Source organism: Pantoea sp. NSTU24 (assembly GCF_050157905.1).
In the GTDB taxonomy this organism is placed as follows: domain Bacteria; phylum Pseudomonadota; class Gammaproteobacteria; order Enterobacterales; family Enterobacteriaceae; genus Pantoea.
Genome location: NZ_JBKIWZ010000001.1, coordinates 1,555,902 through 1,571,697, shown reverse-complemented (window position 1 = coordinate 1,571,697; position 15,796 = coordinate 1,555,902). Strand labels below are relative to the sequence as shown.

Sequence of the window (15,796 nt, the reverse complement as noted above, 5' to 3'; positions counted from 1 at the left end):
TCACCGCCTGCGTTCACCCCTGGACGGTGACGGCATTGGCGCTGGCAACCGCCCGCGCAATCGCCTGAGTCGTACTGTCACCGCTGGCCAGCGCGACGCCCAGCCGCCGCTGCCCGCTAATCTCCGGCTTGCCGAACAGGCGCAGTTGCAGACCCGCACCCAGCGCCGCTTCAATATTTGCAAACTGCACATTCTGGCTGGTCAGTTGCGGCAGGATCACGGCGGACGCAGAGGGACCATACTGGCGGATCCCGCCAATCGGCAGACCGAGAAAAGCCCGCACGTGCAGCGCAAACTCTGACAGATCCTGTGAGATCAGCGTGACCATGCCGGTGTCGTGAGGACGCGGCGAGACTTCGCTGAAGACCACCTCATCCCCGCAGACAAACAGCTCAACGCCAAACAGCCCATAGCCACCGAGCGCCTTCACCACCTGCGCGGCCACATCCTGCGCCCGCTGCAGCGCCACATCGCTCATCTGCTGCGGCTGCCAGGATTCACGATAGTCCCCATCTTCCTGGCGGTGGCCAATCGGCGCACAGAAATGGATGCCATCAACGGCGCTGATCGTCAGCAGGGTGATCTCGAAGTCAAAATTCACCACGCCTTCCACAATGACGCGACCGGCACCGGCGCGGCCGCCCTGTTGCGCATAGTCCCAGGCCTGATTAAGCTGGCTGGCGTCACGGATAAAGCTCTGACCTTTACCGGAAGAACTCATGACCGGCTTCACGATGCAGGGGAAGCCAATCTCAGCGGCGGCATCATCGAAGCTCGCCTTGCTGTCGGCAAAGCGGTAGCGGGAGGTCGGCAGGGATAACTCTTCGGCGGCCAGACGACGGATGCCTTCGCGATTCATAGTGAGCCGGGCGGCGCGGGCAGTCGGCACGACACGCTGACCCTGCTGCTCAAGCTCAACCAGCGTATCGGTAGCGATCGCCTCGATTTCTGGTACAACAAAGTCTGGCTTTTCTTCTGCGATCAGCGCGGCCAGAGCTGCACCATCCAGCATGTTAATCACATGGCTGCGATGTGCGACGTGCATCGCTGGGGCATCGGCGTAACGATCCACCGCGATCACCTCCACACCCAGACGCTGACACTCCAGCGCCACCTCTTTTCCCAGTTCACCTGAACCCAATAACATCACGCGCGTCGCTGCCGGGCGCAGCGCGGTTCCGAGAGTTGTCATACATTCACCTAAGCAGTCAGAATTCGGCCGCAGTATAAACGAAAACGTTTGCGTTCTCATCTTTCCTCTCCGTTACGCTGCCGTTTGCCTTACTTTTCCCGCTCTGACGTTTCCTGACATCCGTTTCGCCAGGATAGCAGGCTGATACGGTAAAAGGAGTGAATGATGACTAACTGGTTGCAACAGATTCAGTCCGTACTGGCGAAAAAGGGGGGTGAGGGTAAAGCAGGCGGCAGCTTAAGCGATATGCTCGCGCCCGGCGCACTGGGCGGTCTGGCCGGGATGCTGATCGCCAGTAAATCGTCGCGCAAACTACTGACGAAATATGGCGGCAAAGCGCTGATCATCGGCGGTGGAGCGGCGGCAGGCGCGGTACTGTGGAGCAAATATAAACAGCGGGTCAGCGAAGCGCATCAGAATGAGCCTGACTTTGGCGTGGCGCAGACGCCGACAGACAAGCGCGCTGAACGCCTGGTGACGGCGCTGGTCTTTGCCGCCAAAAGCGACGGGCATATCGACGATCAGGAGCGTGCTGCTATTGAACAGAATATTCATCAGTCCGGCTACGGTCAGGATGCGGAGCAGCTGATTCAGAAGGCGATGAACCGCCCGCTCGATCCACAGTGGCTGGCCGCCGATGTCAGAAATGAGGAGGAGGCGCTGGAACTCTACTTCCTGAGCTGCGCGGCTATCGACATCGATCACTTTATGGAGCGCAGCTACCTCTCTGCGCTGGGCGACGCGCTGAAAATCCCACAGGATGTCCGCGACGGCATTCAGCAGGACCTTAATGCAGAAAAAGCCCGGCTTTCCGCCGGTTAATCTTTTTAACACGCCGCTGGCAGGGCAGGTTACCCCCCTGTCAGCGGAACCCGTTAAACCCATCTCTGGCTTCCGGCGGCTGAAGTGTTACGCTTACAGATCATGACGTTCACGGAGAGAGATGGATGAAAGCCCCCATCGCAAAAAAAATTCCTCATGAGATGACGCTGCATGGCGAGACGCGCGTTGACAACTATTACTGGCTGCGCGACGACAAACGTGAAAACAGCGAAGTCCTTGATTATCTGCGTGCCGAGAACAACTACGGCAAAAAGATCATGGCATCACAGCAGCCGCTGCAGGAGCGGGTGTTAAAAGAGATTATCGATCGGCTGCCGCCTGAAGATCACTCGGTGCCTTATATCAAAAATGGCTACCGCTATCAGAGCCGTTATCAGAGCGGCAACGAATATCCGGCCTATTACCGCCAGCCTGCCGACAGTGATGAATCCGGGGAGTGGAGCCTGCTGCTGGACGCCAACCAGCGTGCTTCTCACAGCGAGTTCTACACCATGGGCGCACTGCATATCAGCCCGGACAACCGGTTGATGGCGCTGGCGGAAGACTTCCTGTCGCGACGTCAGTATGGCATCCGGTTCCGCAACCTTGAGAGCGGCAGCTGGTATCCTGAAGTGCTGAGCAACGCTTCTTCCAGCTTTGCCTGGGGCAACGACTCGCGCACCGTCTACTATGTGCGCAAGCATCCGCAGACGCTGCTCTCCTATCAGGTCTGGCGCCATGAGCTGGGCACGCCGCAGTCAGATGACCAGCTGGTCTATGAAGAGCTGGATGACACTTACCATCTCAGCGTGCACAAAAGTACCTCAAAACAGTTCATCATGATCGCGCTCTACAGTACCAACACCAGCGAAATTCAGCTGATCGACGCGAATTTTCCTGATGCGCAGCCGCATGTCTTTCTGCCGCGCCGCCGCGACCATGAGTACAGCATCGACCATTATGATCATCAGTTTTATATTCGCTCTAACCGGGAAGGCAAAAACTTCGGGCTCTATCGCAGCCGCTATCTGGATGAGACGCGCTGGGAGACGCTGATTCCGGCACGGGAATCAGTGGTGATGGAAGATTTTCAGCTGTTCCGCGACTGGCTGGTAGTGGAGGAGCGTCAGCGGGGCTTAACCAGCCTGCGGCAGATAAACTGGGCGACTGGCGAAACCAGCGGTATTGCCTTTGACGATCCGACCTATGTCACCTGGCTGGCCTATAACCCTTCGCCGCGCACCAGCAAACTGCGTTACGGCTATTCATCCATGACGACACCGACCACGCTGTTTGAGCTGGATATGGACACTGGCGAACGACGTATCCTGAAACAGAGTGCGGTAAAGGGCTTCAACGCAGATGATTACAAAAGCGAGCATCACTGGATTAAAGTCAGTGACGGCACCGAAGTCCCGGTGTCGCTGGTCTATCACCGCAAGCATTATCAGCCGGGTCAGAACCCGATGCTGGTCTATGGCTACGGCGCTTACGGTAGCAGCATGGACGCCGATTTCAGCGTCAGCCGCCTGAGCCTGCTGGATCGCGGTTTTGTCTATGCGCTGATTCAGGTCCGTGGCGGTGGTGAGCTGGGACAGCAATGGTATGACGGTGGCCGCCTGCTGAATAAAATGAACAGCTTCACCGATTTTACTGAGGTAACAGAGGCGCTGGTGGCACGCGGCTTCGGCCACCCGGAACGGCTCTACGCGATGGGCGGCAGCGCAGGCGGCCTGTTAATGGGCGCGGTGATTAACCTTGCACCGCAGCTGTTTCACGGTGTCGTGGCGCAGGTGCCGTTTGTGGATGTGGTGACAACGATGCTCGATGAGTCGATCCCGCTGACGACCGGCGAATATGACGAGTGGGGCAATCCCAACGATCCAGACTATTATCGCTACATCCGCCAGTACAGCCCTTATGACAATGTGGAGGCAAAAGCCTATCCCCATCTGCTGGTCACCACCGGACTGCACGATTCGCAGGTGCAGTACTGGGAACCAGCCAAATGGGTGGCGAAATTGAGATCGCTGAAAACGGATAACAACCTGCTGCTGCTCTGCACCGATATGGATGCCGGACACGGCGGTAAGTCGGGGCGCTACAAAGCCTATGAGGGAATTGCGATGGAATATACCTTCCTGCTGGGGCTGGCGCAGGGCTCATTGCCGCCAGCTCAGGATTACTGAAGCTCGCTCAGGTATTTTCGCAGCGCCTGTCGCAATGGCGGGCGCAAATCGCTGACATTATCCAGTACCCACTTCAGGTAGCCCGGATCTTTACGGGCTATCACCGCAATGGCCTGGCCGCGATACTTGCCGAACGGCAGGATGTCGTCGCGCTGGGCTGCCGGCTGTGAACGGACGATCATTTCGGACGCGCTCCAGCCCGAAGTTTCCATGATGCGGATGAGCAGCGCGGCTGTGACATAACAGTCATAGAGCGCGCGGTGGGCGTGCAGGTCGGCAGGCGGCGTCACATCCAGCTTCAGTGAATGACGCAGCGCCTGGTTGCCATACTTAATGCCCGGCCAGAGCTGACGCGCCAGCTGCATTGTACAGATCCATTCGCCGAACATTTCCGGCAGCATCCGCCGGTCAAAGCTGGCGTTATGCGCCACATAAAACGCACTACCGTAATAGCGCGGGATCGCCTCTTCAATGGTCGGTTTACCCGCCACCATCGCTTCGGTGATGCGATGGACTGCCATCGCCTGACGGCTGATGGGGCGGTCAGGCAGAATAAGATCGCTCATAGGATTAACAATCTGACCGTCCACCACATCCACGGAGGCGACTTCGACCACGCCGCCCTGCAGGCCGCAGGTTTCGGTATCGATAACGCGGAACATCATGATTTCATCTTCGGTTCGTAAGGCAGGCGTGACAGGCTGAGTGACGCCTGGCGGTAGTGCATCAGACGCTGACGGAACCAGTCACGCAGTGCTTCTGGCTGTTCCTGCACGACCATTTCGGCAACTACCGGCATGTTATAGCGCTCTTTAAACGCCACGCCCGCGGCCGCCAGGTCGACATTAATCCTGTCTTTCTCTTCCGGGGTCAGTCGGGCAAGGTTATGGCTCATAATATTCTCCTGAGGATAGCGGGCAAAAGTAATGTTTTCGCCGGTCTGAATCAAGAATAAAGGATCGCATTGCTGGCCTCGACAGTGCAAATACAGCGGCGTATCCTTTTGCCTTGTTTGTCGCCCCGGCGGCAGTTAACAGGATGATCTTATGCAGAAAAAACCTATTTCTCGTGTGGTTATTGCGCTGGTGGCCGCCGGCACAATGGCATTCAGCTCACTGGCTGCCGCGCACGCACATCTTCACGCCTCGGTGCCTGCTGACAACGCACAGGTTACATCCTCTCCCGATGCGCTGACGCTGGATTTCAGCGAAGATATTGAAGCCGCTTTCAGCGGCGTGACGCTGGTGGACAGCCATCAGAAGCCCATTACCACTGATAAAGCCCGCGTGGCCGCTGACCAGAAAAAACAGCTGATTGTGGGCCTGCCGCAGCCGCTGAAGGCAGGTAACTATCAGGTTAACTGGCATGTCCTGTCGGTCGATGGACACAAAACGTCAGGACACTATCGTTTCAGCGTGAAGTAACGCGGGTGACCACCCTCTGGATAATGTTGCGGGCGTTGCACTTCGCCGCCGTGATGCTGATGACGGGCAGTGCCTGCTACAGCGCGCTGCTGGCGCCCCGGCGTTATCGCCCGCAGCTGACGCAGCGACTTTTTCCGCTGATGAAGGGAAGTGTCTGGCTGGCGCTGCTCACAGCGCTGGCGATGCTGAGCAGTCAGACTGTGCTGATGAGCGGTGACAGCACACATCTGGCCGACGCCGATATCTGGCTGGCGGTACTGAGCACGCATTTTGGTACGGTCTGGCAGGGTGAGATTCTGTTCAGTCTGCTGGCCGCTGGCGCGCTGTTCGTGACCTGCAGCGTTCGCTCTCAACTGCTATTGCTGGCGGGCGTGCTGCAACTGGTCGCGATGGCGATGATTGGGCATGCCGCGATGCGTGATGGCTGGCCAGGCGTACTGCAGCAGTGCAACCATGCGCTGCATCTGATTGCGTCAGCGTTCTGGGCAGGAGGATTACCGCCCCTGTTACTGCTGATGCGCGAGGCACGTCAGATCGATCGCCGCACTGATGCCATCCGCACTATGATGCGGTTTTCACGCTACGGGCACCTTGCGGTCGCGCTGACGTTGCTGAGCGGGGTCATCAACAGTCTGATGATCGCGGGCTGGCCGCTGGCCTGGCAGAATTCGCGCTATATTGAGTTGCTGCTGTATAAAGTGCTGCTGGTTGCCCTGATGGTCGGCGTGGCACTGATTAATCGCTACTGGCTGGTTCCGCGCTTTCGCCGGGCGGGCAGCGGCACACAGCAAAAATTTATTCGCATGACGCAGCTTGAACTGCTGCTGGCGTGCGGAGTGGTTGGGCTGGTCAGCGTCTTTGCCACGCTGTCGCCAGCCTGAAATCGTTAAGAAAGAAAAGGGTAGTTATGTTGCTGAAGAAAGTGGTTCCCGCCATGCTGTTGTTATCCCTCTGCGGCCAGGCGCTGGCGGCACAAATCATTACCGTCAGCCGCTTTGAGATTGGCAAGGACAAGTGGCCCTTCAATCGTGAAGAGGTCATGCTGACCTGCGAGAAAGATGGGGCGCTGTTTGCCATCAACCCGAGCACCCTGATGCAATATCCGTTAAACGATATCGCAGACCAGCTATTTAAGAACAAACAGGTGAAGGCGCAGCCAATCAGTGTGATCCAGAGCGAAGATAAAGCGCATCCGGGCCAGATGATGAGCCTGCAGCCGATCATCGAGCGCACCCAGGCATTGTGCGGTAAATAGATCTATCGGGTGCGGCAGCCCGCTGCGCCTGACCTTTTTTGCCGTTGCGATCACAAACTGATCCGGTTTATGGCCCCTGGCCCTCCGCTTACTGGCATTTCCCCCGCGCTGATCTAACCTTAAGTGGCAAGGCGTCACCGCCTTCATAAATGCCAACTTTTAGCGCACGGCTCCCTGAGAGCCATTTCCCTGGACCGAATACAGGAATCGTATTCGGTCTTTTTTTGATCCCTTGATTTATAAATAGCTGTTGTTAGCGGTAACGGAATTTCCTGAAGCCACCCTATTCAATCTATACCATCACATATTTCTGATCGTGTGATCCGAGACTTTCTATTCACTAAAAGGTTTGCAGGGCCGTTGTTAAAATATTTTCCATTTTCTGCCTCATATAAACGGCTGACAGGTCCTGTTATTAGCTGACGTGTCAGGGTTTTAGTGTCAGACTTTTTTCGATCACCTCATGCGCTTTTGCAAATTTTCCTGTCGATAGAAAACAGAAGATATGTGGCTTAAGTAAAGCATAGTGTTACTTATTTAAGTTATGCGGACACCTTGAGGATAATCATGGGTTCAGCGTTCGTTGAATAAAGAGCCTGGTAACTCATTATACCCACTCAAAGTCTGGTGTCTCCTCGGGAGTCGCCGCCATTCAAACGATAATTTCTAATTAACATACTGTTAAATAATGTGTTTTAAACTATTAGCCAGCATCACTAGATCTGTTTCTGGCGACATGATAAACAATATTTTCACACCATAACGATTAATACAGCCCGCCAAAGCGGGCTATTTAATCCACTATCAGGCAGCCATCTTGCGGCACTGCTCTGCACAGTGGTGGCAGGCTTTCGCACATTGCTGGCAATGATCATGCTTATGCCGGGCGCACACATCCCCACACTCCTGACATAATTCAGCACACAACAGGCAGACTTTTTTCGCGTGCTCACTTTTTAACGTCATAAACTGCGCTGCTAACCGGCAGAGACTGGCACACTGAATATCCGTCCGGATACAATCCCGCATCATATCCAGGTCGTCCTCTTCAAGGCATGACGCCGCACAGTTGTCACAGGCCGCAGCGCATAAATAGCAGGCCTCTATACATTTTTTCAACGCTTCTGACATAGTGTTTTCCTCGATTAGGGTTGACCTTTTAAGCCTGGAAAAGATGCTGATTTATGCAACCATCTGATTCGTTGCTAAATATTGCAGCACTTCGCTTAGACGATACTTTCTCCCTTAATGACAGGCGCTGTGCTGCATCAGACAATACCAATTTCAAAGAGAGGGCACCTGAGTTCACGCGAATGCGCTTTCCGGGCGAACATTCTGATGAAAGCTTAGTGACGCGGGGCAGGGTGAACATTCGTAGCGCAGGGTAAAAATCCTACCCAGCTCGCAAAAGCAAAATCAACATCGCAGGCACCGACTCCACTGCCTGTCTGTCATCTTGCCATCACCTCCGTCTGGCTTATTCTTACTCTTCAATCAAATGGAGGAACGTTTATGAAAGCGGCAATTGCTAATAGTGAACATCAGGTTGAGGTAGTTGAGAAGACGCTGCGTCCTCTCAAAACCGGTGAGGCCCGGCTCAGGATGGAATGCTGCGGCGTATGCCATACCGATTTACATGTGAAAAACGGTGATTTCGGTGACAAAACCGGCGTGACTCTGGGTCATGAAGGGATCGGTATCGTTGAAGAAGTCGCGCCCGATGTAACCTCCCTGAAACCGGGTGACCGGGCCAGTGTCGCCTGGTTCTTCAAAGGCTGCGGGCACTGCGAATATTGCAACTCCGGAAATGAGACGCTCTGTCGGGATGTCGTCAATGCCGGTTACACGGTGGATGGCGGTATGGCGGAAGCGTGCATCGTCGTGGCCGACTACTCCGTCAAAGTGCCTGAAGGTCTCGATCCCTACGCTGCAAGTAGCGTGACCTGTGCCGGTGTCACCACCTATAAGGCGGTGAAGGTCTCTGAGGTAAAACCGGGTCAGTGGCTGGCCATTTATGGTCTGGGCGGGCTGGGCAACCTTGCACTGCAATATGCAAAAAACGTTTTTAACGCGAAGGTCATTGCCATTGACGTCAGTGACGGGCAGCTGGCATTGGCGAAAGAGATGGGAGCCGACCTGGTCGTTAACTCGGCCAGTGAAGATGCGGCGCGCTTTATTCAGGAAAAAACGGGTGGGGCGCATGCGGCCCTGGTCACGGCCGTGGCCAAAGCGGCCTTCAACTCAGCGGTGGATGCCGTCAGAGCAGGCGGACGGGTTGTCGCTGTCGGACTGCCACCGGAAGCGATGAGCCTGAATATCCCACGTCTGGTTCTCGACGGGATTCAGGTAGTGGGATCGCTGGTCGGCACGCGTAACGATCTGGCGGAAGCATTCCAGTTTGCTGCAGAAGGCAAGGTGGTGCCTAAAGTAACAAAAAGGAAGATTGGTGAGATTAATACCATCTTCGATGAGATGATTCAGGGAAAAATCCGCGGCAGGATGGTGATCGATTTTAGCGGTCAGGCAGAAGAGTAAACCCCTGCTGTCAAAGGCCGATGCCCGCCTGTTGCGGGCATTTTTGTGCCTGATTGTCCCGCACTTTCCTTTCTGACGCGCGTCATTCCTTTACGCATAAAGATCAATCAGCCCGGCTTTATGTTTCATGATGTGATTTTCACTTGAACTTTACCGGTAACATTCTAACTTAAAGAGGGAGTCTGATTACACACAGAGTGAAGAGGGTTATTTATGGCGAAGCATCATTTCTTTAAAACCATTGAAATTGCAGCCGTTGTGCTGTTTGTTCTGATTCTGGCGTATCTGGCAATCACCGGTCTGATGTCTTCAGCTGGTCTGGATCATGCCTGGCCTTATCCCAGTAAGTAACTGAATGCGGCACCAGGGAAACCATTAACACATAAATATAATGATCACTTTTGCCCGTTTCATGCGAGGCTTTACAGCAGAACAGCAGAACAGCAGAACAGCAGAACAGCAGAACAGCAGAACAGCAGAGCGTGCGAAATATGAAACAGGATATCGTTATGCGCTCTATCGACAGGCAGGGGCGATGCCTGCACGATTAGCCCGTTACTCTTTTTATTCCTGCCACCAAAAAGTAAAAACCCCGCCATCGCGAGGTTGAAAGTATTTACACCAGACTGACCGAAAGCAGCGTCAGCTCTTCGGTATCCAGTGACAGACTCTTTTTCGTCTCAAACATAAAGGTTTCCAGCGCCTCTTCCACATTGTCGCCCTCCATAAAGGCGTGTGTCGTGACATGGTTTTCGCCCTCGGGCTTAATCACATAGGAAACAAACCACTTCTTCTTTTCCATACTATCTATCCTCTGCTTAAAGGTGAGGCCGTATTCCGGCATTGCCCGGATTTCCGCTGGCGGCAGCAGAAACGGCATGGCGTCTGTCTGACGAAAGCTAATCCAGCGGAGCAGGGTGCAGCAGGTCGATCACATCATCTATTTCATTGCTGGCCGCATGGCGATCGAGGGCAACGGCATAGTATCGTCCTTTACAGTAGTGCTTTGTGACCGTTACCCGATGGCCGGTCTTACTGTCGGCTTCACCGCCACCCGGAGTCTGCAGATGGGGCGGAATCACCAGTTCACTTTCAAGTTGTTCTGCGTCAACGATCACCGCGCCACCGTCACTCGACAACAGCAGATGCTGAATGCTCATGTTCTCTCCTCTGGGTCAGATTGCTAACCGGAAAAGTGTAGTTCACCGCAGCAGGGATGCGGGTTTCCGTTCAGGGGAAGTGATGAACCGTGGCCATAAAAAAAGCCCCACGGGGGGCTTAGTTAAACCGTGTCTGCTTTATCTTACTGTGTCTGTTCAGTCAGTTTCGGCTTCAGCACGCGCTTACCCATGCGGATGCCCGGCTTCTCAACATATTGATAAAGCACAGAAGCCAGTGCATAGGTCAGCGGAATCGTGGAAACGCAGACAATCAGGAAGCGCGTCATATCGCTCTTCATTTCAATGTCTGTGTGATTGAGCAGCTGCGCAATCACGGGGATCACAATCAGCAGGTGCAGCAGATAGACTGAGAACGACACGTCGCCCAGCCAGGTGCTGAGACGGTTGTTCAGCAGCTTACGCGGCAGAGTGATAAGTGTTGCCATCAGGCTGCCCTGCGGGTACTGCCACAGGATCGCCGCCATCCCGACAATCATCAGCGCTTCCATAATCACCTGCAGTTTAATCACGCCCATCCCCATTGCCACGCTGGCGACCGGACCGAGCAGCGCAAAGGCGACGTAGAACAACAATTTCCGGCGCACGGCCTCCGCCAGCAGCATCCCGGCAAGGAACATGTGCAGTTTTATCAGAATCATTGAAGGCATCGCGAACGCCTCATAATAATCCGCGAGCAGATAACGTCCGGCGCAGCAGAGCGCCATGATGCCGATCAGCGAGGCGGCATAACCCAGGCGCAGCGTGATCAGCATGATAAACGGGAACAGCAGATAGAACTGCATCTCCAGCCCGATGCTCCAGTCAGGCAGCACGGTGTTAAAGCCATATTGCGGCAGCAGGCCAAACAGGAAACTGAAGTGGGTCAGGATATTCGCCAGTGACTGGTCACTGTAACGCGACGATTCGGTGGCGGTGCCGGAATAAAAATGGGCAATGGTGTCGCGCATCTCGCCAAACCACGGGCCGTAAATCAGAGCGATAATTAACAGCAGATAGTAGAGCGGCGCGATACGGAAGAAGCGGCGGATCCAGAATGTTTTAATGGTCTCTGCACGCTGCCAAGGCTCTTTCTGCTGGCGCTCAACGTAGTTTTTCGCCATCAGATACCCGGACAGCAGAATAAACAGATCCACCCCGATGCCAGGCGAAGAAATAAGCGTGATGTGGCAATGGATCAGTAAGCTGATGTGGCCAACCAGCACCCAGAGAGAGGCAAGGCCGCGTAATCCCTCCAGCTCGGTAGACCAGCCGCGTGTGGCAGACATAATTCTTCCTCGTGTCATTCCGTTTCTGCCGCTCACTAAGCCTTAAGGCGGAAGTTATGTAAACGGACCTTTACAAAAGTGAGAAAATTCCGACCACGACATGGCGGTGAAATCAACCGAAATGGCACAAAAAAAGCACAGAAAGATAAGGATGTGCAGGGCATATTCTGAAGCAGAATACATGTCTTAAAACCCAGTCAGACCCGCTTCCGCAGGAGCATGACGGCCAGTATCAGGGCCAGGCCCGGCCACTCTTTTGGGCGCAGGTATGGATTAAAAAATAGCCATGCTGATTAAGGTGTAGCGATAATTCCGAAAGCGTCCCCGATGGCACAGGCGATCGACAGATCGCTTCCTTTTCTGCCTGAGCGAGCGCACTGACTGTCAGCTGGACTTAGCCAGGCAACAGCAGGCCCTGAAGCGGTTTGCTGAAACCATCAGAATATTTAAAGAATAGGTTCGCGGCAGACTCCAGCGCAATCCCCAGCACCAGCCAGCCGCAGGGATGAAATCAGCGCGCTACGTGCTTTATCTGCGCTAATGAATGGGGCCAGTCCTGAGCAAGACATTGCCGCCAGTCAGGGGCATCAGTCCGCCAGCTTTCAGAAGTAACAGCGACGCCTCAAACTTTCATCACAGCCGTCAGACAGATTCTCAGGGGGCTGGTGACAGGAAACTGATGGCAGGCGATGTAAGGGAAAAAAAATGCCGGGCAAAACGTGCCCGGCAGTGATTAAGTGACAATGTAACGCTTTTAGTCGGCGCGCTGTGGTGCGGTGCGAACCGGCGCGTCACCTGCGACATGGTAGGAGGCCGTGCTGCGCGGCAACGGCTCACGTCCGCGAATCATATCGGCAATTTTCTCGCCGATCATGATGGTCGTGGCGTTAAGGTTACCGGTGATGATCAGCGGCATGATCGACGCATCTACTACGCGTAAACCCTGCAGGCCATGCACACGCCCTTCACCATCGACGACGGCCATCGAGTCGTTACCCATCTTGCAGGTGCCGCACGGGTGATAGGCGGTTTCGCCGTGATTACGCACGAACTCGTCCAGCTGCTCGTCGGTCTGGCAATCCAGTCCCGGACTGATTTCACGGCCACGATACTTATCCAGTGCTGGCTGGTTAATGATCTGGCGGGTAATACGAATGGCATCACGGAACTCATGCCAGTCCTGCTCATGCGACATATAGTTGAACAGAATCGCCGGATGACGACGCGGGTCGCGTGACTTCAGGCGGACATGACCGCGGCTTGGCGAGCGCATTGAACCGACGTGACACTGGAAACCGTGCGCATCAACGGCGTTGGAGCCGTTATAGTTGATCGCCACCGGCAGGAAGTGATACTGAATATTCGGCCAGCTGAACTCTTCGCGGCTGCGGATAAATCCACCTGCTTCAAACTGATTGCTGGCGCCGATGCCGGTACCGTTGAACATCCACTCGGCACCGATTTTCGGCTGATTCCACCATTTCAGCGCAGGATAGAGGGAAACCGGCTCTTTACACTCATACTGCAGATACATCTCCAGGTGGTCCTGCAGGTTCTCACCCACGCCTGGCAGATCATGCACCAGCGGGATATCAAACTGCTTCAGCAGTTCCGGTGAACCTACGCCGGACCGTTGCAGGATCTGCGGGGAGGCGATCGCTCCGGCGCAGAGCAGGACTTCGCGACGTGCTGTCACTTTGTGGATGGTGTTGCTGTCACCCTGCAGATACTCGACGCCGACCGCACGTTTGCCGTCAAAGACAATACGGTCGGTGGTCGCGTGCGTCACAATCTTCAGATTCGCACGGCCTTTCGCCATATCGAGATAGCCACGCGCGGTACTGGAGCGACGACCGTTCGGGGTAACGGTGCGGTCCATCGGACCAAAACCTTCCTGCTGATAGCCGTTCAGGTCGTCCGTGCGCGGATAACCTGCCTGCACACCCGCTTCGATCATCGCTTCAAACAGCACGTTGTTGCCCGCTTTCGGGGTCGCGACGCACACCGGGCCGTCGCCGCCGTGGAAATCGTTCGGTCCGATATCACGGGTTTCCGCTTTACGGTAGTAGGGCAGGCAGTCCAGATAGCTCCAGTGCTCCAGACCGGGCGCCTCGGCCCAGCCATCGAGGTCCATTGCGTTACCACGGATGTAACACATGCCGTTAATCAGTGATGAACCGCCCAGGCCTTTACCGCGACCGCACTCCATGCGGCGGTTATTCATATAGGGCTCTGGTTCGGTTTCATAGGCCCAGTTATAGCGTTTTCCCTGAAGCGGGAAGGCCAGTGCCGCAGGCATCTGGGTACGAAAATCAAAACGGTAGTCCGGGCCGCCCGCTTCCAGCAACAGGACACTCACGTTGCTCTCTTCGGTCAGGCGGGTCGCCAGCACATTTCCTGCGGATCCGGCTCCAATAATGATGTAATCATATTCCATTCGTCGTTCCTCAGGTTAAGGGATTAAAAGACTGACTGAAAACGGGTCAGCTCAACCTGAACTGACTTGACCTGGGTATAGCTCTGTAGCGTCATCAGGCCATTCTCGCGGCCGATACCGGAATGCTTGTAGCCGCCCACCGGCATCTCTGCGGCGGATTCGCCCCAGGTATTGATCCAGCAGATACCCGCTTCAATCTGATGAATGACACGGTGCGCCCGGTTGAGATCCTGGGTCACCAGACCCGCGGCCAGACCGAATTCGGTGTTGTTGGCGCGGCGGATCACTTCCTCTTCGCTTTCGTAGCTCAGGATCGACATTACCGGTCCGAAGATCTCCTCACGAACGATCTTCATCTCATCGCGGCAGTCGGTAAAGACGGTCGGCGCAACCCACGCACCCTGGTCAAAATCGCCACCGGTCAGACGTTTGCCGCCGCACAGGACGCGCGCCCCTTCGGCAATGCCGGATTCGATGTAACGCATCACGTTGTCACGATGACTGAAGCTGACCAGCGGGCCGAAGTTGGTCGCCGGATCGCGCAGATCGCCAGCCTGAATGCGGGCCACACGTTCGCTGATCTTCGCCTCAAACGCAGCCTGCAGTTTTGCCGGAATAAAGACGCGGGTGCCGTTGGTGCAGACCTGGCCGGAGCTGTAGAAATTCGCCATCATGGCGATGTCGGCAGCAAGATCGAGGTCGGCATCATCAAAAATAATCAGCGGTGATTTGCCGCCCAGCTCCATTGTGACCTCTTTCAGCGTAGAGCCGGCCGCATTGGCCATGACTTTTTTACCGCTGACGACGCCGCCGGTGAATGACACTTTGTCGATGCCAGGGTGCTCTGTCAGTAACTGGCCCGTGACCGAACCCATGCCCGGCAGGACGTTAAACACGCCATCCGGCAGGCCCGCTTCGGTGTAGATTTCCGCCAGCTTCAGGGCGGTGAGCGGCGTCACTTCGCTGGGTTTAAAGATCATTGCGTTACCGGCCGCCAGCGCAGGCGCAGATTTCCACAGGGCGATCTGAATCGGGTAGTTCCAGGCACCAATCCCCGCGACTACGCCCAGCGGTTCGCGACGGGTGTAAACAAAGGAGGTGTCACGCAGGGGGATCTGCTGACCTTCAAGCGCCGGAACCAGACCCGCGTAATATTCCAGCACGTCTGCACCGGTCACGATATCTACGCTGGCTGTTTCACTGTAAGGCTTACCGGTGTCGAGCATCTCCAGCTCGGCCAGCTCGTCGTTACGCTCACGCAGAATATCCACGGCACGACGCAGGATGCGCGAACGCTCCATAGCGGTCATCGCGGCCCAGATTTTCTGGCCTTTTCTGGCGGCAGCAACGGCGCGATCGACATCTTCCTGGCCGGCGGCATGAACCTCTGCCAGTACGTCGCCGTTGACCGGATTGATCGTCTGGAACGTTTCGCCAGACGCTGCGGCAACATAAGCGCCATCGATGTAGAGTTTCTGCTCGGTAAATCGGGACAT

Annotated in this window: 17 protein-coding genes; 8 read left to right on the top strand and 9 right to left on the bottom strand. The window is 55.4% G+C overall.

What is annotated here, in order from left to right; translation table 11 throughout:
• Positions 1-13: 13 nt before the first annotated feature.
• On the bottom strand, positions 14-1,192 hold the full coding sequence (gene purT / locus ACLHDD_RS07640; protein ID WP_427103623.1) for a formate-dependent phosphoribosylglycinamide formyltransferase: 1,179 nt from the start codon (positions 1,190-1,192) through the stop codon (positions 14-16).
• 165 nt (positions 1,193-1,357) lie between these two features.
• Between purT and ACLHDD_RS07635 the strand changes: the two genes are divergently transcribed.
• On the top strand, positions 1,358-2,014 hold the full coding sequence (locus ACLHDD_RS07635; protein ID WP_427103622.1) for a tellurite resistance TerB family protein: 657 nt from the start codon (positions 1,358-1,360) through the stop codon (positions 2,012-2,014).
• A 125-nt stretch (positions 2,015-2,139) separates the two neighbouring features.
• A complete protein-coding gene (locus tag ACLHDD_RS07630; protein WP_427103621.1) occupies positions 2,140-4,203 on the top strand; it encodes a prolyl oligopeptidase family serine peptidase in 2,064 nt (687 codons plus the stop codon).
• Here ACLHDD_RS07630 and exoX read toward each other — a convergent pair.
• Together exoX and ACLHDD_RS07620 are read right to left on the bottom strand one after the other, a co-directional pair.
• The gene (gene exoX, locus ACLHDD_RS07625; RefSeq protein ID WP_427103620.1) at positions 4,197-4,868 is read right to left on the bottom strand and encodes an exodeoxyribonuclease X; all 672 of its coding nucleotides are present in this window, start codon (positions 4,866-4,868) and stop codon (positions 4,197-4,199) included. The genes ACLHDD_RS07630 and exoX overlap by 7 nt on opposite strands.
• Complete coding sequence (locus ACLHDD_RS07620) at positions 4,865-5,098, bottom strand: DNA polymerase III subunit theta (RefSeq protein WP_427103619.1); 234 nt, start codon at positions 5,096-5,098, stop codon at positions 4,865-4,867. Before ACLHDD_RS07620 ends, exoX begins: the two co-directional genes overlap by 4 nt.
• A gap of 151 nt (positions 5,099-5,249) precedes the next feature.
• Between ACLHDD_RS07620 and copC the strand changes: the two genes are divergently transcribed.
• From copC to ACLHDD_RS07605, 3 genes are read left to right on the top strand one after another with little or no spacing between them, the layout of a single operon-like run.
• Positions 5,250-5,627 (top strand): copper homeostasis periplasmic binding protein CopC, encoded by a 378-nt coding sequence (gene copC / locus ACLHDD_RS07615; RefSeq protein ID WP_427103618.1) that lies wholly within the window; start codon positions 5,250-5,252, stop codon positions 5,625-5,627.
• Positions 5,628-5,632: 5 nt separating this feature from the next.
• Positions 5,633-6,508 (top strand): copper homeostasis membrane protein CopD, encoded by an 876-nt coding sequence (gene copD / locus ACLHDD_RS07610; RefSeq protein ID WP_427103617.1) that lies wholly within the window; start codon positions 5,633-5,635, stop codon positions 6,506-6,508.
• A gap of 26 nt (positions 6,509-6,534) precedes the next feature.
• A complete protein-coding gene (locus ACLHDD_RS07605; RefSeq protein WP_427103616.1) occupies positions 6,535-6,882 on the top strand; it encodes a YebY family protein in 348 nt (115 codons plus the stop codon).
• Positions 6,883-7,686: 804 nt separating this feature from the next.
• Here ACLHDD_RS07605 and ACLHDD_RS07600 read toward each other — a convergent pair.
• Positions 7,687-8,013, bottom strand: a complete 327-nt coding sequence (locus ACLHDD_RS07600; protein WP_427103615.1) for a four-helix bundle copper-binding protein — start codon at positions 8,011-8,013, stop codon at positions 7,687-7,689.
• Between the two features lie 381 nt (positions 8,014-8,394).
• On the opposite strand from ACLHDD_RS07600, the gene adhP reads away from it, so the two are divergent.
• From adhP to ACLHDD_RS07585, 3 genes are all read left to right on the top strand, one after another.
• Entirely contained in the window at positions 8,395-9,417 is a 1,023-nt protein-coding gene (gene adhP, locus ACLHDD_RS07595) for an alcohol dehydrogenase AdhP (RefSeq protein WP_427103614.1), read from the top strand.
• Positions 9,418-9,630: 213 nt separating this feature from the next.
• Entirely contained in the window at positions 9,631-9,768 is a 138-nt protein-coding gene (locus tag ACLHDD_RS07590; protein WP_427103613.1) for a hypothetical protein, read from the top strand.
• Positions 9,769-9,808: 40 nt separating this feature from the next.
• Positions 9,809-10,027 (top strand): hypothetical protein, encoded by a 219-nt coding sequence (locus tag ACLHDD_RS07585; RefSeq protein ID WP_427103612.1) that lies wholly within the window; start codon positions 9,809-9,811, stop codon positions 10,025-10,027.
• A 6-nt stretch (positions 10,028-10,033) separates the two neighbouring features.
• On the opposite strand, the gene ACLHDD_RS07580 is transcribed toward ACLHDD_RS07585, so the two are convergent.
• From ACLHDD_RS07580 to betB, 5 genes are all read right to left on the bottom strand, one after another.
• The gene (locus tag ACLHDD_RS07580) at positions 10,034-10,219 is read right to left on the bottom strand and encodes a hypothetical protein (RefSeq protein WP_427103611.1); all 186 of its coding nucleotides are present in this window, start codon (positions 10,217-10,219) and stop codon (positions 10,034-10,036) included.
• A gap of 97 nt (positions 10,220-10,316) precedes the next feature.
• Positions 10,317-10,577 carry a hypothetical protein gene (locus ACLHDD_RS07575; protein WP_427103610.1) on the bottom strand — a complete coding sequence of 87 codons (261 nt, stop codon included), beginning with the start codon at positions 10,575-10,577 and terminating at the stop codon, positions 10,317-10,319.
• Positions 10,578-10,720: 143 nt separating this feature from the next.
• Positions 10,721-11,863 carry an acyltransferase family protein gene (locus ACLHDD_RS07570; protein ID WP_427103609.1) on the bottom strand — a complete coding sequence of 381 codons (1,143 nt, stop codon included), beginning with the start codon at positions 11,861-11,863 and terminating at the stop codon, positions 10,721-10,723.
• Between the two features lie 754 nt (positions 11,864-12,617).
• On the bottom strand, positions 12,618-14,300 hold the full coding sequence (betA, locus tag ACLHDD_RS07565; RefSeq protein ID WP_427103608.1) for a choline dehydrogenase: 1,683 nt from the start codon (positions 14,298-14,300) through the stop codon (positions 12,618-12,620).
• Between the two features lie 23 nt (positions 14,301-14,323).
• Positions 14,324-15,796 carry a betaine-aldehyde dehydrogenase gene (gene betB / locus ACLHDD_RS07560; RefSeq protein WP_427103607.1) on the bottom strand — a complete coding sequence of 491 codons (1,473 nt, stop codon included), beginning with the start codon at positions 15,794-15,796 and terminating at the stop codon, positions 14,324-14,326.

Bases quoted from the DNA above. Each gene is read 5' to 3' on its own strand.
- ACLHDD_RS07600 (WP_427103615.1), bottom strand. From the start codon at position 8,013: ATGTCAGAAGCGTTGAAAAAATGTATAGAGGCCTGCTATTTATGCGCT.
- ACLHDD_RS07635 (WP_427103622.1), top strand. From the start codon at position 1,358: ATGACTAACTGGTTGCAACAGATTCAGTCCGTACTGGCGAAAAAGGGG.
- ACLHDD_RS07575 (WP_427103610.1), bottom strand. From the start codon at position 10,577: ATGAGCATTCAGCATCTGCTGTTGTCGAGTGACGGTGGCGCGGTGATC.
- ACLHDD_RS07605 (WP_427103616.1), top strand. From the start codon at position 6,535: ATGTTGCTGAAGAAAGTGGTTCCCGCCATGCTGTTGTTATCCCTCTGC.
- betA (WP_427103608.1), bottom strand. From the start codon at position 14,300: ATGGAATATGATTACATCATTATTGGAGCCGGATCCGCAGGAAATGTG.
- copC (WP_427103618.1), top strand. From the start codon at position 5,250: ATGCAGAAAAAACCTATTTCTCGTGTGGTTATTGCGCTGGTGGCCGCC.
- ACLHDD_RS07620 (WP_427103619.1), bottom strand. From the start codon at position 5,098: ATGAGCCATAACCTTGCCCGACTGACCCCGGAAGAGAAAGACAGGATT.
- ACLHDD_RS07570 (WP_427103609.1), bottom strand. From the start codon at position 11,863: ATGTCTGCCACACGCGGCTGGTCTACCGAGCTGGAGGGATTACGCGGC.
- ACLHDD_RS07580 (WP_427103611.1), bottom strand. From the start codon at position 10,219: ATGGAAAAGAAGAAGTGGTTTGTTTCCTATGTGATTAAGCCCGAGGGC.
- ACLHDD_RS07585 (WP_427103612.1), top strand. From the start codon at position 9,809: ATGATCACTTTTGCCCGTTTCATGCGAGGCTTTACAGCAGAACAGCAG.
- adhP (WP_427103614.1), top strand. From the start codon at position 8,395: ATGAAAGCGGCAATTGCTAATAGTGAACATCAGGTTGAGGTAGTTGAG.
- exoX (WP_427103620.1), bottom strand. From the start codon at position 4,868: ATGATGTTCCGCGTTATCGATACCGAAACCTGCGGCCTGCAGGGCGGC.
- betB (WP_427103607.1), bottom strand. From the start codon at position 15,796: ATGTCCCGATTTACCGAGCAGAAACTCTACATCGATGGCGCTTATGTT.
- ACLHDD_RS07630 (WP_427103621.1), top strand. From the start codon at position 2,140: ATGAAAGCCCCCATCGCAAAAAAAATTCCTCATGAGATGACGCTGCAT.
- ACLHDD_RS07590 (WP_427103613.1), top strand. From the start codon at position 9,631: ATGGCGAAGCATCATTTCTTTAAAACCATTGAAATTGCAGCCGTTGTG.
- purT (WP_427103623.1), bottom strand. From the start codon at position 1,192: ATGACAACTCTCGGAACCGCGCTGCGCCCGGCAGCGACGCGCGTGATG.